The 22,217-nt window shown below is 58.5% G+C and carries 20 protein-coding genes and 1 pseudogene; 10 read left to right on the plus strand and 11 right to left on the minus strand.

The window, feature by feature from the left end; all coding sequences use genetic code 11:
• Window positions 1-20: 20 nt before the first annotated feature.
• On the minus strand, window positions 21-3,158 hold the full coding sequence (locus AB6Q56_RS09530; protein ID WP_434516810.1) for a plasmid replication protein, CyRepA1 family: 3,138 nt from the start codon (window positions 3,156-3,158) through the stop codon (window positions 21-23).
• A gap of 127 nt (window positions 3,159-3,285) precedes the next feature.
• Window positions 3,286-3,558, minus strand: coding sequence for a hypothetical protein (locus AB6Q56_RS09535; RefSeq protein WP_434516811.1), 273 nt, complete (start codon window positions 3,556-3,558; stop codon window positions 3,286-3,288).
• Between the two features lie 148 nt (window positions 3,559-3,706).
• Here AB6Q56_RS09535 and AB6Q56_RS09540 point away from each other — a divergent pair, with 148 nt between their 5' ends.
• The 3 genes and pseudogenes from AB6Q56_RS09540 to AB6Q56_RS09550 all read left to right on the plus strand — a co-directional run.
• Window positions 3,707-3,901, plus strand: coding sequence for a hypothetical protein (locus tag AB6Q56_RS09540; RefSeq protein ID WP_434516812.1), 195 nt, complete (start codon window positions 3,707-3,709; stop codon window positions 3,899-3,901).
• A complete protein-coding gene (locus AB6Q56_RS09545; RefSeq protein WP_434516813.1) occupies window positions 3,894-4,190 on the plus strand; it encodes a hypothetical protein in 297 nt (98 codons plus the stop codon). Before AB6Q56_RS09540 ends, AB6Q56_RS09545 begins: the two co-directional genes overlap by 8 nt.
• Window positions 4,191-4,443: 253 nt before the next feature.
• Window positions 4,444-4,980 (plus strand): annotated as a pseudogene (locus AB6Q56_RS09550) (IS5 family transposase); the annotation flags it as partial.
• Between the two features lie 188 nt (window positions 4,981-5,168).
• On the opposite strand, the gene istB reads toward AB6Q56_RS09550, so the two are convergent.
• Together istB and istA are read right to left on the minus strand one after the other, a co-directional pair.
• Complete coding sequence (gene istB, locus AB6Q56_RS09555) at window positions 5,169-5,969, minus strand: IS21-like element helper ATPase IstB (protein ID WP_434517117.1); 801 nt, start codon at window positions 5,967-5,969, stop codon at window positions 5,169-5,171.
• Complete coding sequence (istA, locus tag AB6Q56_RS09560; protein WP_434517118.1) at window positions 5,959-7,455, minus strand: IS21 family transposase; 1,497 nt, start codon at window positions 7,453-7,455, stop codon at window positions 5,959-5,961. Before istA ends, istB begins: the two co-directional genes overlap by 11 nt.
• Before the next feature lie 31 nt (window positions 7,456-7,486).
• Here istA and AB6Q56_RS09565 point away from each other — a divergent pair, with 31 nt between their 5' ends.
• Both AB6Q56_RS09565 and AB6Q56_RS09570 read left to right on the plus strand, forming a co-directional pair.
• A complete protein-coding gene (locus AB6Q56_RS09565; protein ID WP_434516814.1) occupies window positions 7,487-7,987 on the plus strand; it encodes a DUF6710 family protein in 501 nt (166 codons plus the stop codon).
• Between the two features lie 170 nt (window positions 7,988-8,157).
• Window positions 8,158-8,937 carry a hypothetical protein gene (locus tag AB6Q56_RS09570; protein ID WP_434516815.1) on the plus strand — a complete coding sequence of 260 codons (780 nt, stop codon included), beginning with the start codon at window positions 8,158-8,160 and terminating at the stop codon, window positions 8,935-8,937.
• Here the strand turns inward: AB6Q56_RS09570 and AB6Q56_RS09575 are convergent.
• Entirely contained in the window at window positions 8,934-10,739 is a 1,806-nt protein-coding gene (locus AB6Q56_RS09575) for a recombinase family protein (RefSeq protein WP_434516816.1), read from the minus strand. The two genes, AB6Q56_RS09570 and AB6Q56_RS09575, sit on opposite strands and share 4 nt — an antisense overlap.
• A 63-nt stretch (window positions 10,740-10,802) precedes the next feature.
• Window positions 10,803-11,567, minus strand: coding sequence for a ComEC/Rec2 family competence protein (locus tag AB6Q56_RS09580; RefSeq protein WP_434516817.1), 765 nt, complete (start codon window positions 11,565-11,567; stop codon window positions 10,803-10,805).
• Between the two features lie 110 nt (window positions 11,568-11,677).
• On the opposite strand from AB6Q56_RS09580, the gene AB6Q56_RS09585 reads away from it, so the two are divergent.
• Window positions 11,678-12,214 carry a DUF2062 domain-containing protein gene (locus tag AB6Q56_RS09585; protein WP_434516818.1) on the plus strand — a complete coding sequence of 179 codons (537 nt, stop codon included), beginning with the start codon at window positions 11,678-11,680 and terminating at the stop codon, window positions 12,212-12,214.
• Here the strand turns inward: AB6Q56_RS09585 and AB6Q56_RS09590 are convergent.
• From AB6Q56_RS09590 to AB6Q56_RS09600, 3 genes are all read right to left on the minus strand, one after another.
• A complete protein-coding gene (locus AB6Q56_RS09590) occupies window positions 12,204-14,186 on the minus strand; it encodes a methyl-accepting chemotaxis protein (protein WP_434516819.1) in 1,983 nt (660 codons plus the stop codon). The genes AB6Q56_RS09585 and AB6Q56_RS09590 overlap by 11 nt on opposite strands.
• A 118-nt stretch (window positions 14,187-14,304) precedes the next feature.
• The gene (gene lolD / locus AB6Q56_RS09595; protein ID WP_434516820.1) at window positions 14,305-14,982 is read right to left on the minus strand and encodes a lipoprotein-releasing ABC transporter ATP-binding protein LolD; all 678 of its coding nucleotides are present in this window, start codon (window positions 14,980-14,982) and stop codon (window positions 14,305-14,307) included.
• The gene (locus AB6Q56_RS09600) at window positions 14,975-16,222 is read right to left on the minus strand and encodes a lipoprotein-releasing ABC transporter permease subunit (protein ID WP_434516821.1); all 1,248 of its coding nucleotides are present in this window, start codon (window positions 16,220-16,222) and stop codon (window positions 14,975-14,977) included. Before AB6Q56_RS09600 ends, lolD begins: the two co-directional genes overlap by 8 nt.
• Before the next feature lie 30 nt (window positions 16,223-16,252).
• On the opposite strand from AB6Q56_RS09600, the gene AB6Q56_RS09605 reads away from it, so the two are divergent.
• Window positions 16,253-17,329 (plus strand): hypothetical protein, encoded by a 1,077-nt coding sequence (locus AB6Q56_RS09605; protein ID WP_434516822.1) that lies wholly within the window; start codon window positions 16,253-16,255, stop codon window positions 17,327-17,329.
• Window positions 17,326-19,014, plus strand: a complete 1,689-nt coding sequence (gene recJ / locus AB6Q56_RS09610; RefSeq protein WP_434516823.1) for a single-stranded-DNA-specific exonuclease RecJ — start codon at window positions 17,326-17,328, stop codon at window positions 19,012-19,014. The genes AB6Q56_RS09605 and recJ overlap by 4 nt, the downstream gene beginning before the upstream one ends.
• Window positions 19,015-19,072: 58 nt before the next feature.
• Here recJ and AB6Q56_RS09615 read toward each other — a convergent pair whose 3' ends face one another.
• Together AB6Q56_RS09615 and AB6Q56_RS09620 are read right to left on the minus strand one after the other, a co-directional pair.
• Entirely contained in the window at window positions 19,073-19,609 is a 537-nt protein-coding gene (locus AB6Q56_RS09615) for an OmpA family protein (RefSeq protein WP_434516824.1), read from the minus strand.
• A gap of 4 nt (window positions 19,610-19,613) precedes the next feature.
• Window positions 19,614-20,105, minus strand: coding sequence for a MarR family winged helix-turn-helix transcriptional regulator (locus AB6Q56_RS09620; protein WP_434516825.1), 492 nt, complete (start codon window positions 20,103-20,105; stop codon window positions 19,614-19,616).
• 109 nt (window positions 20,106-20,214) lie between these two features.
• On the opposite strand from AB6Q56_RS09620, the gene AB6Q56_RS09625 reads away from it, so the two are divergent.
• Complete coding sequence (locus AB6Q56_RS09625; protein ID WP_434516826.1) at window positions 20,215-21,426, plus strand: cation:proton antiporter; 1,212 nt, start codon at window positions 20,215-20,217, stop codon at window positions 21,424-21,426.
• Window positions 21,423-22,208, plus strand: a complete 786-nt coding sequence (locus tag AB6Q56_RS09630; RefSeq protein ID WP_434516827.1) for a gamma-glutamyl-gamma-aminobutyrate hydrolase family protein — start codon at window positions 21,423-21,425, stop codon at window positions 22,206-22,208. The genes AB6Q56_RS09625 and AB6Q56_RS09630 overlap by 4 nt, the downstream gene beginning before the upstream one ends.
• Window positions 22,209-22,217: the final 9 nt, after the last annotated feature.

The raw sequence follows: 22,217 nt of genomic DNA on the forward strand, positions 1-22,217 counted from the left end.
ATAGTCCACTCTGAAATCGTCTAGTTTGAGGACTTCTTCCTCTTCTCAGCCATTCGTTGCCGCAGCACCTCAAGCTGTGCAGGTATATCGTCTTCATCTCGGCGGCTCTCGTACCAGGCAGCCCGTAATTCAGGATCGGCGTTGTGTGCTGCCCAGTTCTTCACTTGTTCCAGCGCCCCTTCATCCAAGCGGTAAAAATAGCGCTTCTTCCCCTTCGCTTGCTCAATTCTTGACCGTGCTAGCGACAACCCGAGCAATTTCAGGCAGGCCGTCAGTTGCTGCATCGATTTCTTTTGGACATCGGCGCGGACATCAATTTTGAGCAATTCCTCGATGCGAGACTTGTTCGCAACGCATACATCGGCAAAGTGGTGGAGGCTTGTGCCAGAGAGTTCAACGTCGGCATCAAAGACGCCATCGGTAAATACCCCTGCTGCGGAAAACAACTCGACCAACAGGTTTTTCTTCATCAATCGCTTGTGACGATCAAGAAACAGGTCGGTATCTTCATCCTGATCGCGCTGCGTCAGCACCTCATCCGGTGAGGTCAGCAGTTGATACGTCAAAACGGCATGACGGAGCGTCCAGTTGTCATCTTCCGCCAGCAATTCCAGGGATACGTCGCGGTAATAGAAGGACTCGATGTCCCAACGTTCGATGGCATCGCGTTCAGCTTCAGACAGACTTTCGTCCTTCTTGCCTTTCAGACGAGCAAAGTCATCCATGCTCAAATGCTTGGCGTTGAGGATGCGTTGATACCGCGCGGCCTGAGCAACTGCCTTTCTGGCCTGTTGAATGGCCTCTCCCTCACGGGCAAGTTCAGCGGACCCCTTTTCGGTGATGATTGACCATCCCGAACTCTCGCGCAGTTTCACGAAATTCCGACGCAAATCGTTCATCGAAGCCCGACGACTGGCCGAAACGGAGGCGTAAATCGCCCCGTAAAGTGACTCCACCGCGTCTTTCTTACGGTAAATCTTCTCACCGTCTGGGCTGATGTCGATCAGTTGCTCAAATTCGTCCTGCATGATGGCGATTTCCGACTCGATTACCGCCGGATCGCATTCAAAGGAATAGGTTTCCGGGGCAATCCAGACGTTGATCCGCTTCGGATTCCTGACCCGGCAGAGTTGTTGATCGATGTCGAAGTGGGTATTGATGCGAGTCTCGAAGAAACCAAATACCGTGTCGATCAACTGCTGACCGCCATCGAAAGTGATGTCGATGCCCGTTCCCATCGAGGGCGAAGTGATGATCAACTGGTAGTTCAGCGCTTCCGTCTTGATGTCGCGGATGAAACGTTGGATTTCGGGGGTATGGGAGTTATGCGACGAAACCACTATCGATTTAATGGCCCGCCCACAGGCTTTTTCCAGTTGTTGTGCGAGATTTTCGGTCCAGCTTCGTGAATTGGTGGCAACGAAGCAGCGCTCTCCACGCAATAGCGCCGCTGCCAACTCGCCGGTCAGGACATCTTTCCGTGCCGTTTCGTAGAAGTGCAGCACGCGAACTTCCGGTTCAGGCAAGTTAATCAATGCCTGCCAGCGGCGCTCACGGTCATCATCCAGCAGCGCATCCACCACCTCAACCGTGACGCGGTTTAGGTCGGCATCCAGCAAATACAGGGCTTTTGCGGCTTTCAGATAGTGCTTCAGGTGAATCAACACTTCTCGACGAGCCGGTTTTAACGTCCGAGAGAGCAGATGGGCGAACACCTGTTCGACTTCATCGATGATGATCAGGTCGTACTTGTCCTGCTTTGGATCAAGCCGCGCCGGCAGGCTGTCGAGACAGATGGCGTACAGGGAAGTTGGCTTGTTGTATGACCCAATGGCCTCGGCCACATCGAGGGCCTTTTGCTCGGGGAGCAAATCGGCCAGCGTAACCCCATCATCCATTTCGACCAGATCGGCGTATGAAGTGGCCTTCCCGGTCCGCAGAGGTGTTGGCGTGTTGAGATAGGAGGTCAGACCCAAGCGATGTGCCGTCGAGTTAATCAAGGTCCGTCGATGGCCGATCAGCAAGACACGGTTGCCAGCGGCCTTGTGCATCTCAACCAGATGCTTCAGCCATTCGGTTTTGCCGGACCCCTTGGGGCTTTTGACGAAGGTGATGTCCCACAAATGGGATGTGCCGTCATCCTCAGCCGAGGCATCCAGACCCGACTGGAGAATTGGCGGAAGCTCGGTCGGTTTAAAAATCGGGTTTTCATCGAACGGTAAATACTGGACTGACGACACGCGGATGCGACCGCCACGAACCTCGGAAATATCAACGTGACCGTTGTCATCGCTGTAGGCCGAATACTCGTCGTAGGACAAACCCAGTATCCGTTTCCACGAATAATCGAAGTCGTAGGGGTACTGCTCCAGATTCCCCGGCTGGCTGATAAAAAACGTGGCATTGCAGGCTTTGCAATGGACACCCGGCACCCCGCGTTGGCTCCTGAGGGTAAAGGCGCTCGGGCGATTGTCGATGTGTTGTGGGCAATGCACGCGGGTTTTCGGGGGCAGGTCTTTTAATAACGCCCATTTCCCCGCCTCGGTCAGCACCTGAGTCTTGGCCGACAACTGAATCCGTGAGGCCACCGTCACTTGTGGTGCGTGCTTGTCGTTTCGATTGTCGGTGCGAACGACCGACTCCCGCCCACGGATGATCAGTTCTTCGACAACGTCTGCCGGGAGCTTCTTGTTGTGGAGGTGAAGCTCGCAGCCCACGGAGCCGAAGAAAATCCGGCATGCGTCATTACATGATTGATCACTGCCGAATTTTGCAATCAGCCCGGTCAGCGCTGCCTTCATTCGCTCGGGATCATCAATCGGGGATTCCAGCTCAAAGACCACGCGAAATCGGTGGGTTTGAGCGGTATGGCTCGCCGTGGTGTAAAGCAACGAGGCGTAGTTTTGATAGAAATCGCTGGCTTGAGCGGATTCAATATCTAGACCGTGGTCAATATCGACCGCAAGATACCCAGCCGTCTTGAAGTTGGCGCTCTGTCGCTTGCCATTCTTGAATTGCGGGCAGAAGGCGTAGCCAAGGCTGATTTGCTCCGCCAGTTCGCTTACGGACAGATCGACAGGGGCGAATGTGTGGTTGAAAACCCGGACGATATCGGGTTCGGGCTTTCCTACCAGTTTCTTGTTGATCGCCAGCAGCATGGGGTTAAGACGGCCAAGTTGGGAAAACCCAATGTACCCGCCCGCCGCGAAGATAACAACTTTCTGGTTTATATTATAAAAAAAAACCCGTTATCTTCGGACATCCCCCTTACTGGCGGCGACCAATCTAATATTCGTCCGGCAGAAGCAGACAGGTCGAAGACCGATCCGCTTCCGTGATCACCCAAACCTTGTCGCCTCGGGCGTTGAGCCGATAGCTCGACATCACACGGTAGCCATTTTCAACGCTACGCTGATTTTCCAACTGGTCTTCCTTTGGAATTTCGCCCCAGTCGCCGTCCGCATGTCGGCGCAGCAGGTTAAACACATCAACGCCGTTTTCCTCCATGGCTCGTAACGCCCCCGGCGTTGCAACGACCTGACCCAACTCAAATTGCATTTCTCTCTCCGAAATTGATGGCTGAATGGCCGGCCATCTTCCGGTGGATCGTTGTTGCCGGAGCAAGCGAAATATTTCTGCCTAACCCTGTTCCCCTTCCCTCGGTTCGGTTGGATGGTGGCCCTGTGGTTACGACAGGAGATCAGAAATGCATTCGCTAACAACCGAGCAAAAACAGCAACTGGTGGAAATCATCAACGAGGAATTCGGCACCGGCATGGAGTTCGACGACTTCACAGACGCCCTGCTCGGCTTGCTGGAGGATGTCTCTGGCTTCGAAGCTGCACCACAAAACGCGATCCGCAAACTCACTCAACAACTTTGGAGCCAATACCATGACTAAAAACGCCGCCGAATCGACCGCCGCCGAACAGAAAGCACCCGTCGAGGCCAAGAAAATCGACCTCACCAAGCCGCCAATCAAGGAGGCTATCGCCAAGGGCAAAGCTTTGATCAAGGAAGGCAAGAGCAAGGCCGATGCCGCGATGGTCATCTTCGAAGCCTTGAAGGACGAGGAAAAGGACGTGGTTATTGCCGCCTTCATCCAAGGAGCCACGCTCACCGAGAAAGGTGCTGTCACCTACTGGTACAACTGCCGTCGGAAGGCGAAGAAGGCCGTCAAACCCGCCTGATCTCGCAAGATCAGGTCAAATCGTGAGGGGGGCATCATCAGTGATGCCCCCTAACGGATATACTAATCATTTTATATGGCTTGGCTTGAAAACAAACACCCAGCCGGAATATGATAAGTTTATAAAATCCGCTCTTATTAAATACTTTGAACCCCCTAACAGGCTGCTGAAATACTTCCCCATCCTGTCGACGAAACAGCGGGTTTGATCGTTATAGAGATTCACCGAGATTACCGAGAGCACAAAGCGGATCATGCGCGGAGCCGACACCTTCACCGAGAGTTTGTTTACGATGCGTCGCCTGGACGACTTTGTGCCGGCGCAGCACCCGTTGCGGCCGATCCGGGCGATGGTGAATCGGGCGCTCAAGGATATCGAACCCCTGCTCAGCGGCATGTATGCCGCCGACGTCAAAGGCGGTCGCCCCAGCATTGCCCCGGAGAAACTCCTGCGTGCCATGCTGCTGCAAATCTTCTACAGCATTCGCTCGGAACGGCAATTGATGGAGCAGACCCAGTACAACCTGCTCTTTCGCTGGTTCATCGGCCTATCGATGGACGATGCAGTCTGGGTGCCCACCGTCTTCACCAAGAATCGCGAACGCCTGATTGCCCACGATGCCGTGATCGAACTCTTCAATGCGGTACTGGCCATTGCCGAGAAGCAGAACTGGCTATCAGGCGAACATTTCAGTGTCGACGGCACGCTCATCCAGGCTTGGGCGGGACACAAGAGTTTCCTGCGCAAGGACGGCGGAGATGATGAAGGCGGCGGCAATTTCAAGGGCCAGTCATGTCGGCGCGCGTTTAAATTTGACCACCTGTGCGCGTTGAATTTTGACCAGGTGTGATAGCCACCTGACATAGGTGGGCTTGTGGATAAGTGTAGCTCAGAACAACTGATTTCCGAGCCACGACGAATGCGTTGGGAAAGCCGTGGAGGACGGAGTCCGGAACGGATTTCCCAACGCGGCCTCGATCAGAACGGATCTGCTTCGGGTGGATTTCCCCGCTTGCTCTGCTCCCGCGCCTTGATCCTCGACTTGGCCGTTGCCGTGCTGTGCCGGAAGCGAAACGACTCATTCCCGGTCTCGACGATATGGCAGTGATGCGTCAGCCGGTCGAGCAAGGCAGTGGTCATCTTGGCATCGCCAAAGACGCTCGGCCATTCGGCGAAGGTCAGATTGGTCGTGATCATCACACTGGTGTGCTCGTAGAGTTTCGACAGCAAGTGGAACAGCAAGGCGCCACCGGCCTGACTGAACGGCAAATAGCCCAACTCATCGAGGATGACCAGATCCATGCGCAGCAGCCCCAAGGCAATCCGCCCGGCTTTGCCAGCAGCCTTCTCCTGTTCCAGCGCATTGACCAGATCAACCGTCGAGAAGAAACGCACCCGCTTGCTGTGATGGGTAATGCCCGAGACACCCAGCGCCGTCGCGAGGTGGGTCTTGCCAGTGCCCGTGCCACCAATGAACACGACGTTCTGGGCTTCCTCGGCAAAGGAGAGGTCGGCCAGTTGCCGGATCAGCTTCTGATCCACCTTCGATTGTTCGAAGTCGAATCCGGCCAGATCACGATGTACCGGGAAGCGGGCCGCATGCATCTGATAGCCAATCGAACGCATCACTCGATCAGTATGCTCGGCTTGCAGTAGATGTTCGATCAGCCAACGTGAGGCTTCGACACGGCTGCTACCGTTGGCTGTCAGCTCCTCCCAGGCACCGGCCATGCCGTGCAAACGCAGTTCCTTGAACTCGCTCATCAGCTCACGCATGATCAGTCACCTCGGTACGCAAGCGGTCATAGCGGCCGGTATCGGCAATCGGTACTTCGCTGAGGGTGAGTGGCGTTTCCACCGGTGGCGGCATGGGACCCGACTTCAGGCGGTTGAGCATGTTCTCGATGTGCTCGGCACTGGGTAGGCCGGACTCCAGCACCAGATCGACGGCAACCAGCACCGCTTCCAGATCAAACTGCGAAATTGCCGATAGCACTTTGGCCATCACCCGATCACCACCTTCCCGGCGCAGGAGCAAGCTGCGTAATCGTTGCAATGGCTCCGGCATGTCGGCAAACGGCGCGCCATTTCTCAAGGCCCCTGGCTTGCGTTCGATCAGCGGGATGTAGTGCTGCCAGTCGTAGAGGGTTTGCTGCCGACTGAAGTTGCGGGGATGACTGGCCACCCGAGTATCGTGCGCCACAATGTCGATCCGTTCCGGATAAAGACGCAGGCTGACGGCTTGGCCCACCAGTTCGCACGGTACCGAGTAGCGGTTGCGATCCAGCGTCACCAGGCAGGTGCTCGATACCTTGCCCAAGGTTTCGACGTAGCCATCGAAGGATGCGACCATCGGCATCAGGCTCGGTTGTTCGTGTTCGAGCATCTCGGCCACTGTCAGGTCAGCGTACTCGGGATGACGCAATTCCTGCCACAGCCCCCGGCAGCGCTCGAGCAGCCAGACGTTCAGTTCGGTGAATGAACTGAATCGCTCCTTGCCGGCATCCTGCCAGAGACGGAGCCGACTATCCTGGACGTTCTTCTCGACGACGCCTTTCTCCCAGCCGCTGGCGACATTGCAGAAATCCGGATCAAACAGGTAGTGGGAGGCCATCGCCGAGAAGCGCGAATTGACGATGCGGGATTTGCCTTTCTGCACCTTATCCACGGCCGTCTTCATATTGTCGTAGATGCCGCGCCGGGGAATGCCACCCAGCGCCGCAAACGAGCGGGTATGGGCATCGAACAGCATCTCGTGACCTTGCGTCGGATAGGCTTGAACGACAAAGGCCCGACTGGCGCAGAGTTTCAGATGTGAGGCGAGAATCTTGCGCCAGACCCCGCCAATGACCAGATGCTCTTCGCTCCAGTCGAACTGGAAGGCTTCGCCCAACTCGAAGTGGAGCGGAACGAAGGCTTTACTGACGGCTGCACCGCCATCGGCCCGCCAGCGCCGGATGAATTCGGTGACCCGGCAGTAGGTACCGGTGAATCCGGCGGCCTGCAATTCGCCAAACAGTTTCAGTGCTGTGCGCCGATCCCGTTTCGGACGGCGGGCATCCGCCTCCAGTGCCTTGATCAGGCGCGCCGCATACGGGGCAATCTTGATGTTCGGGTTCTGCCGTTCGTACTTCGGCTCCGCCCCTTCCGGTGTCCGTAACCAACGTTTGACGGTGTTCCGGCTATACCCCGTCTTCCGCGAAATCTCGGACAGCGATAGGCCATCCCGATAAAACAACCGCCGAATCCTTCCCAGATCCTTCATGGTGATCATCTCCTAAAATCCTGCTCAAAAAATGAGCGGACGAGTTAATCACCCTGGTCAATTTTCAGCGCGCACACCCCCACTTTTCTGGTCAGTTTTCAACGAGCGTCAACAATCTGGTGAGGTGTCGCTCGATTTAGCTCATTCAGCGATTATTCCGCAGCCGTGGGAGCGCTGGCGATTGGCTCGTGCGTTTCAAAACCTCGGTCCCACCGGCAAATATGGCAAATGGCGTCAAACCGAAAATACACACGCCGTCGTTTGGCAACCGTGGCCGTTAGCGTGGATCGACAACGGAAACCATACTGCAATGGTGGCAATCGTGACGCACGGCGGAATCCTTCAGGTTTCGGAATCGCTCAACGCCAAGGACTTGCTGATGGCCGTCTATAGCGACGGCGAAAACTGGATCAGGGTCGATAACGGCGAAATCATCGAACCTGTCCGATCTTTGGCAATGGCAGGGATTTTTGAGATCGGTCGGCGCCTCGTGGGTGCTTCATACCCCATCACCCGACCTACACCGGGCTAATCGACACAGACAGGTTCTCCAGCCTCCCCATAATCTAGCAACAGTAGGAGTTTGACAACGCAGGATATAGGGCCAATTTCGGACTCTGGGTACCCTAAAAAAACAACAGTTACCGGTCCCCAAAACCGTTGCCCGTAATTATTACAGGAGGGACAGTAGCGATAATGGGGATGGGTGCCACCTTGCAAATGCCCGTGACCTTGCAAAAACTCTTGGCCTGCCATGAAAGGGAGGTGATCCCCAAATTCTCGATAGCGTTGGGAATAATCGGCATAATTCAGACATCCCAATATGCACTCACTGCCATGACACAACAAAAAGACGCTCCGCTGGTAGGCCACTTGGTCATCTACGTTGATGGCTACAAGATGTACCACAAGAATCTCTGGCACGGCATTTCCCAAGACGGCAAGCACTACTTGGTACCCGACAAAGCGATGCCTGCCGAAGATTTGGAGCGAGGGAGCCAAGAATGGTGGCACAGCGGTTGGGCAATCGGAGACAACGCCCGTGGTCGTCTGTGTCTGCGCTTTGGGAGCAAGCCTCTGCTGTCATTCAAAGACTACGATGCCGCCGTCGCACATATCGAGTCCAGACAACGCAAACACAAGCAACAACGTCATACCTTGGTCTATGTATCCAAGACCGTTGGCGGCCGAGAGATATACGACATCGTGCATTTCTTGGACGATATTCTCGCTATCGACGCCGAGCGGCAAAGGGAAATCGACGCGCAGAAAGCCTACGAAACTGAGCAACGCGCTCGGCTTGCCGAGCGGTACCCCGAACTGGATAAACTGCGCGAGACATTCGGCTACAGCAAAGCACGGAGCCTTGCCGATCTGCTGCGCTGCATTCGATCCGGCACACCGGACGACACCCTTGTGCCACTATCCAAAAGCACCCGCTACAGAATGTTGAGGGAGTTACGTGAGGTTGGGCTGATTTAACCCACCAAGGCCTCTGAGGGTTTGAAAACCTTGAAGGCCAAGCTCTCGAACAGCGTGGGAATATCCCATTCGGTGGGCGGAGACGTTTTCTGGTCGAGGACCTTACCCGACGACAGGACCGTTCGATGCTCGCCGTTGTGGAATTCCAGCATGAACATCTTGTTCGCCTTGTTGGGCTTCGCGTCGAGCTTGGCGCACATTGCCGCGATAGTCTCTTCGTCGAACTCGTCGGAGGCGATCAAGTCTCGCCGATAGGTCTCGATTTCTTCTTCGGAATACCAGCGGCCACCGGGATAGGTCACGATCCGCTTGATGACTCGCTTGATGGCATCGGACAACCGAATGCGCAGCAGATGCAACTCATCGCCCTTCAAGGTTTCAAGTTGCTCTAGCAAAGCCACGATCAGGTTTTGCTGGACAGATGCATCCACTCGGGAATTCGTCAGGCGCAGGATTTTTTCTTCCGATTCCTTCTGTTCCTCTTTCAAACTGCTGAGCTTGGCTTCGTTCGCTTTCATCCGGTCGAGGATCAATTGTGAAGGCTCAGCCAGAGAAGCACTTTCCAATACGTCCAGCAGGGATTGATTGCGGTTATTCACATCAATGATTTCCTGCTTGATCCGCTCATGACGCTGCATTTCAGCGTTGATTTCAATCTCACCGCGCCGATCTACGCCAAGCACTTGAGAAAGATCGACGGCCTTACAGAATTTCAAGACCAACTGCTCGAAATCGGGGTATCCCCACTGGAGATAGTTGCACTTGATCCCCCTTCGAGCGTTACTGCATGCCACGTATCTTCTAGATTTTGGGAGGCCAGTGGCTCGCTTTTTCGCGTAGCCACCCATATTCATAGGCCCACCGCAATATCCACAGCGCAGCAAGCCGGAAAACAGATTGCTCAGTTGATTGCCTTTTCTTGCACCACCGGGGGTACGCCTCGATTTCCTTGCCGCCGCTGCCAGCAACCATTCTTCTTTCGACATGATTGCCGGGTAGTAATCCGGTATTTCTTCGAGTTCTGTCAGTTCCCCGTCGCGCTGTAGCTTCAACTGCAACGAGCCATAGACGGAAACGCTGTTGAACACCTTCTCAATATAAGAGTTCTGCCAGCCATTCGATTTGGGCGAAAAAACCGGCACACCTTCCTTGTTAAACATCTTGACGATGGTTGCGCCGCCGACGCCTTCCATCGACATCTTGAAGATGCGCCTTACAACTTCCACCCGCTCAGGGATGAACTCAAAACCCTTTTCATCAGCGGTTGGCCTCAACCAATACGGACAGCGCTTCGTCAGCCGTTTGTTTTCGATGTTTTTTCGCTTGGCATCCCACGAAGACCGGATGCGATGACTTTTCATCGCGGACTCTTCGTTGGCCCGGCTCATGATCACGATAGACATGATCAGACTCGACCAGTTTTCATTTACCTTTTCGTAGCTATAGACCTGCTCGTCAGCCAGTGTCACGACGGTAATTCCAGCCTTGAGAATGCCCATGAAAATATGCAAGGCATCCATCACTTTGTCCCGTGACAACCGGTCCAAGCTCTCCACAAGGAGGTACGACCCGTGAGGAATGCGGTCCTCTTCGACCAGCCGCAGGAATTGGCCTAAAGCACCCTTATTGAGATTGGATCGGTCAAACGCGGAAATCCCGAGGTCGCTCAGGTCCAAGTCGGTATCGAGGTCTAGGCCATGCTTTGCCGCGTACTCTACGGAAAGCTTCGTCTGACGGGCTACGGAATCGCCGCGTTGCTGCCGGACACTTGAAAACCGGATGTAGGAGTAAGCCTTGGGCATGGCGGCACAGCCTTGTTGAAATAGCGTGCCGCCAGTATACGAAGATTTACGTTTTAATAGCTACTAGATCGACATCAGGTGCGTCGTTCCCGTCCGATTGAACATCGTCCACAAATCGCCCTGGATGGCCTTCTGATCACCGACGGCCAAGGCGACCAGAACGCCTGCGAAGGGGTATTCCGCCTCGGGAAGCATGCGCCCGAACGAATCGCGCACACGCTGACGAAAACGCTCGACGACATAGCCGGGCAACCACACCATGTCACCCAGGCGCTGCGGCGGATTGGCGCGGACATAACCGGTGGCGCGAATATTTCGTTCGAGCAGCCAGGCCTCATAGTCGAACACGCCGGGATTGGCGTTGCCGTGCGGACGTTTGAGACGCACAGTGAACTGCCAGCGTTCGCCGGCACGCAAGGCCGGCGGCGCACTCGCCTCACCCTCGCGCCGCCCCTGATACCAGGACAACATGATCCTTCCCGGAACCATCGCGCCACCCTGAACGCGGGAAACATCGAACTCGAAGCGCGTGCCGCCCGCGAACTCCTGCGGCAATCCGGCAACGACGCCAACCAGTTCGATATCGCGCCCTTCCCATTCCGCCCCCAGCCGATCGGCGAGACGCGTTTCGGCCCGCCAAGCCGCCCAGGAAAAGCCGATGGCAATGCAACCGGCGATAGCCAGTATCCGCAAGGGTCGGTTTCGCCAGAACAGACCGGGCAGCACCAACAGTAGCCCGAGCGCCAGCCACGGCGCCCATGCCGGCAGCGTCGGCTGCAACTGGAGGCAGAGAATACCGGCGGCAAAGGCGAGAATGTTCAGGCGCATGGCGGAATATTCAGGGAAACCCGGATTATTCGCCAGTCATACCCCGAGCACCAACCGATGGAGCGCAGCAGCCGATACTGTCAGGCCGGCTTATCCGGGATAATGAAGCCATGCGCCGCTATCTGAAAAAATACCTCCCGGACCACGAAACAATCCGCAACAACCCATGGTTGCGGCCTTTCGCTTCGTCGCTGCTGCATCCGCGACTGTGGCACCTGAATCGCCATTCGGCGGCCGGCGCAGTCGCCGCCGGGTTGTTCTGCGGCCTGATTCCCGGGCCGCTGCAGATGATCGGCGCGGCGGTATGCGCCCTGGTCTTTCGGGTTAACTTGCCGCTCGCCCTGCTGGTCACGCTGTACACCAATCCATTCACCATCGTGCCGCTTTACCTTGCGGCCTACCAGATCGGCCGGATGAGCATCGGAGAAAGCAACGGTTTCATCGCTCCGCCCCATTTCGACGCAACGAATTTCGTCGGCTGGACTGAAGCCATGCAGCAGTGGATGCTGGCCGCAGCCAAGCCGCTCGGCATTGGCCTGCTCCTGCTGGCCAGCGGACTGGCCTTGATAGGCTACTTCGCCACGCAGGCAGCGTGGCGGGTATGGCTGATCGCCGCCTGGCGGCGGCGCAAATCGATCAGGTCTTGAAGCGGGCGATTGCGCTGGTCAGCGCATGAGCCAGGTTGCGCAGCGTCTCGGCTGTCTGAGCGTTACCGGCAACCGCAACATTGTTTTCCTCGGCCATCTGGGCAATCCGTTCGACGCTCTGGGCAATTTCGGTACTCGCCGAGGTCTGTTCGCGCAGGGCGACTGAAATTTCCGAGACAGCCTCCAGCACCTGGCGCGACTGCTGCTGCACCTGGCTGATCGCATCTCCTGCCAGCTGCGCCTGATGCACACCTGCGGCAACACGTCCCACGCCTTCCTTCATGCTCGATACAGCCGTTGCCGTACCGGACTGGATCGCACCGATCATGCCCGAAATTTCTTGCGTGGACTTGGCTGTCCGCTCGGCCAGCTTGCGCACTTCGTCGGCGACGACTGCGAAACCGCGACCGGACTCACCGGCGCGGGCTGCTTCGATGGCCGCATTGAGCGCCAACAGGTTGGTCTGATCGGCGATGTCCTTGATGGTATCGACAATGGCAGAAATCTGCCCCGACTGCTGCCCGAGCGCCTCGACCGCCGCCGCCGACTGGTTGACGGTGTGAGCGATGGCCTGGATTTCGGCGACCACGGCATGCACGATCCGACCGCCATCCGCCGCCACCTCATCTGAACGACGCGAGTATTCCTGAGCATCCAAGGCATTCTTGGCGATATGGTCGATACCCACTGTCGTTTCCTCGACAGCGGCAGCCATGCTCGACGCCGAATCGCTCTGCGCCGAACTGCTCGCGGAAATTTGCTGGCTTGACGCTGCGACTTGCTCCGAGGCGTCGTTGATGCGCCGAACATCGCCTTGCACACCGCCCAACAAGGCCCGGAACGAAGCGGCCATGTCATTGAAATCCTTGCCGGCAGCATGCAATTCGTCGGTCCCGTGGTTGTCGAAATCGACCGTCAGATCGCCATCCGCCAAACGGCGCGCACCCTGCGAGAAGTTGTGGACGCTATTGATAACGGAATAGTAGGTGCCGACGGCCAGATAGCCGACGATCACCACCACCACGATGGCAATGGCGAAGTTGAAGGCGATTACCCGCTTGGCTTCTTCGATACGTTTCTGGAGTTGCTGTTCGAATTGAGGAATCAAGGTGTCGTACATCACCTTGTAACCGAGATCGAGAACCTGAGTCACCTGATCGTAGTAGACCTGCGGGGGCGTTTCGAATTTCTCACCAACGATATCGTTGCGCACCAGCGTGAAAATCCGCTCCGCGCCATCGGAGAATTCCTTGGCAGGCGCTGCCAGCGCGCCCTGCAACGTCGGTGCAAAGCGCAACACCTTTTCCACATTGATATTTTGCGCATGCAGCGTTCCGGTCATCTGCGCGACCTGCGAAGACAGATCGATACGCATCTGCGGCGACAGCTCCTTCTTGCTCAGCACGCCCGTGCCGCGCGCCCGCGTGATACCGAGTTGCTCCAGGACTGCAGGCATCTTGGAGACGATGGTATCCATGAAGTAATACGTATCCATGACAGGATCAAGCGTCAGTTCCGTTTCGTCGGCGACATCGCTCATGAAGCGCAGAACCTTGGCGACCATTTGCGAATGGCGCTTGATGTTATCGGGAGCAGACCAGGTCAAGCCTTGCGAACGGATTTCATCCCAATCCTGCCGTATGGATTTCCATCCCTGACTCTCGCGCAGCGTCGCGGAGAGCACCGTCTCGACAGCGGACACCGCTTCGGCAACCTCCTTCTCCTTGGCTGCCCGCTTTTCCTTCATCGCCTCGTTACCGCTAAGAACGCCCGACGACAAACCCCTGTGCTGCTGCATGACCTGCGTCATCCGGTTCAAGGGCTTGATCATGCTCAAACCCTCAAGTTCGTGATTAGCCGTGACGATATCCCGATTGAGTGTGGAGAACACCGAGAACAGCAACACCGAAACAACGATACCCACTGCCGCACCAAGCAGCATGAATTTGCTGCGGTACCGAAGATTGTTCATCAAGCTAATCGCCGGTGAAAACAATGTTTGCATATATTTACTCCAAACCGCGGCCCAGCCGGTGATTTTGCCAGATGAGACAATTATCCCACATTGAAACAACTTTGCAACAAAACAACTAACTGATCAGTACGCCGTCATCCAACCTGACAACCCGATCGGCTCGTGTCGCAAGCTGCTGATCATGAGTCACCAGAATCAGGCTTGCCTTTTGCGAACGCACCCGCTCAATCAATAAACCGAATACTACTGATGCCGTATGACTATCCAGGTTGCCCGTCGGTTCATCGGCCAGCAGGCAGGAAGGTTGGCTGACCAGCGCTCGGGCGATTGCCGCCCGCTGGCGTTCGCCGCCGGAGAGCTCACCCGGCCGGTGCTCCAGGCGATGTCCGAGCCCAACGGCAGCAAGGGTTTCAGCAGCTTGTGCCAGCGCGTCCGCTCGCTTTTCGCGACGAATCAGTAGCGGCATGGCGACGTTCTCCAGTGCGGAGAACTCCGGCAACAGGTGATGAAATTGATAGACGAAACCAAGGTGCCGGTTGCGCCAGTCGCCGCGCTGCACCTCGTTGAGCGAAGAAAATTCCCGGCCCATCAAGGAAACTTCGCCCGCCGTCGGCCTGTCCAGGCCGCCCAACAAATGTAGCAAGGTGCTCTTGCCAGACCCGGAAGCGCCTACGATGGCGATGGTTTCACCCGGCATCACGCTCAGGTCGATGGCGGAGAGAACGGGCACTTCCAGTCCGCCGCCGCGAAACACCTTGGTAACGCCACGGGCGATCAGAATCGGCTCACTCATAGCGTAGCGCCTCCGCCGGGTTAACACGGGAAGCCCGCCAGCTGGGGTACAAAGTCGCCAGCAGGGCGAGTACGAAAGCGATCAGCGTGACACCCCAGACATCGCCCCACTGCAAGTCGGACGGCAAGTCGGAAATGTAATAAACCTCCTTGGACAGGAAATGCACACCGAGCAGGCGCTCGATGAAGGGCACCACCACGTCGATATTCAGCGCCAGCGCCACGCCACCGGCGATCCCAAGGCCCAATCCGATGAAGCCGACGAGCGCCCCCTGGATGACGAACACCGCCATGATCGACAAGGGTCGCGCGCCCAGCGTGCGCAGGATGGCGATATCGGCCTGCTTGTCGGTCACCGCCATGACCAGTGTGGACACCAGATTGAAAGCGGCAACGGCGACGATCAGCGACAGGATGATGAACATCATGTTCTTCTCGATCTGCACGGCACGGAAGAAATTGGCGTGGCTCTTAGTCCAGTCATGCAGGTAGGCATCGGCGTCGATGTAGCGGACCAGTTCGCGGGCGATGCGCGGCGCCTGGAAGAGGTCGTCAACCTTGAGCCGCACGCCGGTTACCCGGTCGTCCATCTGGTACAGCTTCTGCGCATCCTCCAGGTTGATCAGCGCCAGCCCGGAGTCGTATTCATACATGCCGACCTCGAAAATACCAACCACCCGGAAGGACTTGAGGCGCGGCACCACGCCGGCCGGCGTCACCGTCCCCTGAGGCGCGATAAGCGTCACCTTGTCGCCGGTGAAGACACGCAGCGAGCGCGCCAGATCGGCGCCGAGCACGACCCCGAACTCACCCGGCCGCAGGTCGTCGAGGCTGCCGCTCTGGATGGTCTTGCGGAAGTCGGCGACCTTGTCTTCCTGGTCGGGCAGGATGCCGCGCACGATGGTGCCTTTGACCCCGCCATCGACACTGAACATGCCTTGCGATTGCACGAAGGGCGCCGTGGCACGGACCTCCGGATGCTTCATGGCCTGCTCGGCAATCGCCGGCCAGCCGGTCAGTTCGCCGTTGATTCCGGTGATCTGGATATGCGAAGCGACGCCGAGAATGCGCGTGCGCAACTCCTTCTGAAAACCATTCATCACCGAGAGGACGACGATCAGGGCGGCGACACCGAGGCCGATGCCGAGCATCGAAATCAACGAAATGAATGAAATGAAATGGTTACGCCGTTTGGCACGCGTATAGCGCAAACCAATCAGCAATTCGTAAGGCAATGCCATTCGCTTACCGGGCAGACGAGGAAAGTCGCCATGGTACACTTTTCCCCTTCATTCCACCGTGACTGCCTTGCCGTGCGCCTCACCCTGCTTGTTCCCGAACTGATCTGGCCCGAACCGAACGACCAACTGACCCTGGGCAAGCTTTCGGCCCCCGGTTTCGAATGGCTGGCCGCCCGCGCCACACTGGAACGCCGGTCGCGTCAGGCTTTCGAGAACGCGCTCGCCCGGCAGTTCGGCATTGCTGACGCCCCTTTCGGCGCCCTGCGCCTGCTCGGCGAAGCGCTGGGCGACGAGGCCCGCAGTGGCCACTGGCTGTGCGCCGACCCGGTGCACCTGCGCTTCCACCATGAGCGCATCGTGCTTGCCGACGCCGGCGCCTTCGACGTGGACGACGATGAAGCGCACGCCCTTGCCGCCGCCCTGAATGCCACCTTTGGCGATGTCGGCCACTTTCATGTCGCCACAGCCCGCCGCTGGTATCTGCGCCTCAATGAAGCCGTCGACCATGCGGTCGAGCCGCTGTCGACCATCGCCGGCCGGCGCATGGATGGCGAACTGTCCGGCAAGGAAAGCCGCCTGACCCGCTGGCTCAACGAAGTGCAGATGTTCCTGCACGGCCATCCCATCAACGAAAAACGCCAGGCCCAAGGCAAGCCGGTCATCAACAGCCTGTGGCTGTGGGGCGGCGGCGCCCTGCCCGCCTTGCAACCGGCTGCCTGGTCAGCCGTATCCACCGACAATCCGCTGGCCGCAGGGCTGGCTCTGGCCTCTGGCATTCCGGCCGAACCGCTGCCGGCCAACCTGGCAGAACTGCTTGAGCATGCCAAGGGCGACCGCCAATTGGTCGTTCTCGACGCCCTGCTCCCCCCCGTACTGTACGAGGATAGCGAAGGCTGGAAAAACGCCTGGCAGAATCTGGATCGCGACTGGTTTGCACCGCTGCAGGGTACCGCCGGCCGCCGCATCGAAGCGCTGACTATCGTTGCCCCGACCATCTACGGCCTGCTGACCTGGACCGTACACGGCAAGGACCGCTGGAAATTCTGGCGCCAGAACCGCCCGCTCGCCGCCCTCGCCAAGGAACTGGCCGAAGGAAACGCATCGTGACCCGAATCACCACCCGCAGCGCCTCGCCCCACACCGTTTGGCAACTCGAACAGCAGGGATTGCACCCGTTGCTCGCCCGCCTCTACGCTTCGCGCGGCATCAAGGACAAGGCCGAGCTCGACTACGAACTGAAATCGCTGATTCCGCCTACCGCCCTGACCCACGCCAGCGACGCCGCGCAATTGCTGGCCGACGCCATCGAGGCCGATGCCAAATTGCTGATCATCGGCGACTACGACTGCGATGGCGCCACCGCCACCGCCGTCGGCATGCGCGCCCTGAAAGCGCTCGGCGCCGATGTCGACTTTCTGCTCCCCGACCGCTTCAAGCTCGGCTACGGCCTGTCGCCGGAAATCGTCGACGTCGCCGCCCAACAGTCGCCCGACCTGATCATCACCGTCGACAACGGCATCGCCAGCCTTGAAGGCGTCGCCCGCGCCCAGCAGCATGGCATCGCCACGCTGATCACCGACCACCACCTGCCCGGCGAGACGCTGCCCGATGCCGAGTGCATCGTGAACCCAAACCAGCCCGGCTGCGACTTCCCGTCCAAGTGCATCGCCGGCGTCGGCGTCATGTTCTACGTCATGCTCGCCCTACGCGCCGAACTGCGCGACCGCGGCTACTTTTCCGAACGCCCGGAGCCCAATTTCGCCAACCTGCTCGACCTCGTCGCGCTGGGCACCGTCGCCGACGTCGTCAAGCTCGACCGCAACAACCGCATCCTGGTCAGCCAGGGCCTGAAGCGCATGCGCGCCGGCCAGATGCAGGCCGGCATCGCCGCGCTGTTCAAGGCTGCCGGCCGCGATCCGAAGCGCGCCACCGCCTTCGACCTCGGCTTCCTGCTCGGCCCGCGCCTCAACGCCGCCGGCCGCCTGGCCGACATGCGCCTCGGCGTCGAATGCCTGCTCACCGACGACCCGGCTCGCGCCCTGACCATCGCCCAGCAACTCGACAACTTCAATCGCGAACGACGCGAAATCGAGGCCGGCATGCAGGAGCAAGCTCTGGAACTGCTCAAATCGATGGTCGTCGACGACGCCGCCGCCGGCATCGCACTCTTCGACCCGGAGTGGCACGAAGGTGTCGTCGGCATCCTCGCCTCGCGCATCAAGGACAAGCTACACCGCCCGGTATTCGCCTTCGCACCCGGTGAAGGCGGCATCATCAAGGGTTCAGGCCGCTCCATTCCCGGCCTGCACCTGCGCGATGCGCTGGACCTCGTCGCCAAGCGCCAACCCGGCCTGCTGGTACGCTTCGGCGGCCACGCCATGGCTGCTGGTGCCACCCTGCGCGAAGGCGATTTCGAACGCTTTAGCCAAACCTTCGCCACCGTCGCCAAGGAACTGCTCGACCCGGCCGACCTGACCCGCACGCTGGAAACCGACGGCAACCTCGAAGGCGGCTACCTGTCGCTGGAAGCCGCCCGCCTGCTGGAAAACGAAATCTGGGGCCAGGGCTTTCCGGCGCCGTTATTCGTCGACGAATTCGACGTCGAGCAGCAACGCGTGCTCAAGGAAAAACACCTCAAGCTACGCCTGCGCAAGGGTAACAGCCGCATCGACGCCATTCAGTTCAATTTCAGCACCCAGCCAGGTGGCCGTACCCGCGCCGCCTACCGCTTGGCGATCAACGAATACATGGGCGTGGAAAGCCCGCAGCTGATGGTTGAATACCTGGAATAAAGCCAGCCGGGAGGTTGCCCCACCCTCGGTTGCGCAACCCCGATCGCTGCTCGCCAGATCAGTCGTCGGCGACGGATTCGGGAAACACGAAATCGACGCGGCGCATCAAGCGCCAGCATTCCGGCGAGCGGCAATTGGCTGGCCTTACCTCACTGCCGCCAACCCGCTTCCTGATCTGGAAAGCATTCACGCCCTGTTTTTTCAGTGCCTTGGCAACAGCACCGATACGCGCATCGACAATCGCCAGATTGAAGGAACGACTCCCCTGATCGGCGGCGTACCCGATCAGGGTCACGGACTGGCGCCGATCGGTCAACAAACGAGTGGCCAATAGCTTGAGCTTGTTTCGTTCGGATGGAACAAGGGCGCTGGAGCCCGGGGAAAAGAAAATGCTCTCCTCCATATTGGCCGGCAAGCTTTCGCTTTTTTCCGCCATTGGCGGCTTGCCCAGTCCTCCGGAGACGGCCGGAGCCTCAACCTGAGGTGCTGTCGCTCCGGATGAGCTGCGTGTGGCGGCCGGTGCTTCCGGTCGAGGACTAACCGCACAAGCGGCGAGTAGCGTAACCAGAAGCAGCGTGGCTACGCGCAGAACCACCCCCTTACTCCGCATCGCGTACCATGTCTGACAACGGAATTCGTGCAAACTGCTCATCCCTGTCCTGCAGATGGACGATCAGCTCTGCTAGATTGATATTCAACGTTTTGAGGGCCACCTCAGGCAAGCCGGCAAGCGCCGCAGGCAGCACCCCTTCGGCCGGGCCAGGCAAACGCGCGATGACTGCCCGGCCGGATGGAGCCAGGATCAGGCCGACCCGACGCCTGTCGGTTGCCGCCTTCTGCTTTTCCAGGTAACCCTGACCGACCAGCCTTTCGACCAGTTGACTGCAGGTCGACTGATGTATTCCCAGGCGCTGTGCAAGTTCTGTGACACCGATGCTTGGGGCGCGCTCGACCTCCTGGAGAATCCACATCTGGCTGCCCGGCAGCCCGCAACACTGCTCGATGAGGCGGAAGTACTGGCGCATGGTGCCGTAAATGATACGAAATTGCTGCAGCACTTCGAGCGGCAGAGCGGATGGCGGAGTTTTCATAAAAATTGCACGAAACGAGTGGGGGAATTATATTTATAACCAATGTAGTTTACAAGCATCGATTGCCTTACTCAATTTAGGTTTCCCGCTGCGAGCGGCTTTTACCCTCATGTTGAATTCCATCCAGCTTTTCGGTTTCGTTCTGCTTGGCGGCCTGCTCGCCGGTGAAACCGCGCGCCGGCTGGTCAGGTTGCCGAGGACGACCGGGTATGTGCTGTTCGGTCTGCTGGTCGGACAAAGCGGCAGCAACTGGGTGACGCCACTGCATGTCGAGTCGGCCCAGCTGTTCATCGACCTGGCCCTCGGCCTGATCCTGTTCGAGCTCGGCTACCTGGTGCCCGCCGTGAGCCGCACGGAACGCCTGTCCCGCCTGCGGACCGGTGCGATCGTCGCCCTCGCTTCAGGAGGACTGGTCTTCGCAGGTTTCGTCATCAACACAGTACCAATCGGCGTGGCGCTTTTCGCGGCAGCGCTCTGCTTGGCCACCTCACCGGCCATCACCATCGCCACCTGCAGCGATGTCGGGGCCAAGGGCGAGCGCACGGGCCTGCTCTACACCCTCGTCGCCATCAACGGCGTGATTGCATTCGCCATCGTCATGCTGACCCTGCCTTTTCTCGACGAGAACCAGACCCTCAGCACTTTTGGGCGCCTGACCACGGCATTCGGCGGCATCGTCGGCTCTTTCCTGCTCGGCGGGGCATGCGCCGGAATCGTCCTGTTCGGAGCCGAGCGCCTTGAGCGCCAGGCCGAGCACCAGCACCTGCTGATTCTCGGCACCATCGTGCTCGGCATCGGCACCGCCATCTATCTCGATATCTCGGTCTTTTTGCCCATGCTCGTCTTCGGCGCCATGGTCAGGGCGATCGATCACGACCGCAAGGTAGTCGCCATCCGCATCGCCAGCGATGCCCGCGTCTTCATGGTCATCACCTTTGTACTCGCCGGGGCGGCGCTCGACATCGGCCACCTGCTTTCCTATTGGCGCGAAGCACTGCTGATCGTGTTGCTGCGCTTTGTCGGGCAACTGGCTGCTCTCGGGTTATGCCGCAAAAACATCGCCCTGGGTCCGCGCGAATGCCTGCTGTTCAGCCTCGGCCTGCAGCCGATGTCGAGTGTCGCGCTGGTATTGCTGGTCAACATGCAGACGCTGTACAACCAGATGAGTCCGGACCTGGTCGGCATGCTGATGGCGACCATCCTGCTCATGCAACTGCTCGGCCCACTGGCCACCCAGACGGCCATCCTCGGCTTCGGGGAGGCGACACGGTTGCAGCCCCCGGTCGAACTGCCGGCAACCCATCGACAAGGAGTCTCATGATGGCAAGACGTCCGCTACGCATCGGGCTTTCGGCCCGTATCTACCACCCGCAGCCCGGCGCGACTGGCTTGCAGTCCAAGTCGCTGCACTACCTCGAACAGTCGGTCGCCCATTGGGTCATGTCGCGCGAAGTCATGGTCTTCATGATTCCCTCGGTAAGCGGCGATGGCCTGGTTCACCGGAGCAGCATCCGTCTTTCCGACTATCCGCAGCATCTCGACGGCCTCGTCCTGCAGGGTGGCGCCGACATCAGCCCGCAATCCTATGGCGAGGAACCCGTGCAGCCTGAATGGGCTGGCGACCGCCTGCGCGACACCTACGAGATGGAATTGCTGCACGAGTTCATGGAAGCCGGCAAGCCGGTACTCGGTATCTGCCGCGGTGCCCAACTGATCAACGTCGCGCTCGGCGGCACACTGTACCAGGATATCGCCACCCAGTACGAACGGCCAGACATCCATGTTCATGACGATTACGACAAGCACACCCATGCCGTTACCTGGGAAGCGGGCGGCAGCCTGGGCAAACTCTACCCGGAACAAGCTGGCGGACACGTGGTTTCCATCCACCACCAGGCGATCAAGAGCGTGGGCAAGGGCTTGCGGATCGAAGCACGCAGCGACGAGGACGGGCTGATCGAGGCTGTTCGCCTTGAAGGAAAATCCTATGTACTCGGCCTGCAGTGGCACCCGGAATTTCATCCGCCGGGCAACCCGGACCTGTTGAACTGCACACCCATCCTCGACGAATTCCTCAACGCGGCACGGGGCCGGCGATGGTAAGGTCAGGAT

Origin of the sequence: Dechloromonas sp. ARDL1 (assembly GCF_051122455.1) — a bacterium.
GTDB lineage: Bacteria > Pseudomonadota > Gammaproteobacteria > Burkholderiales > Rhodocyclaceae > Azonexus.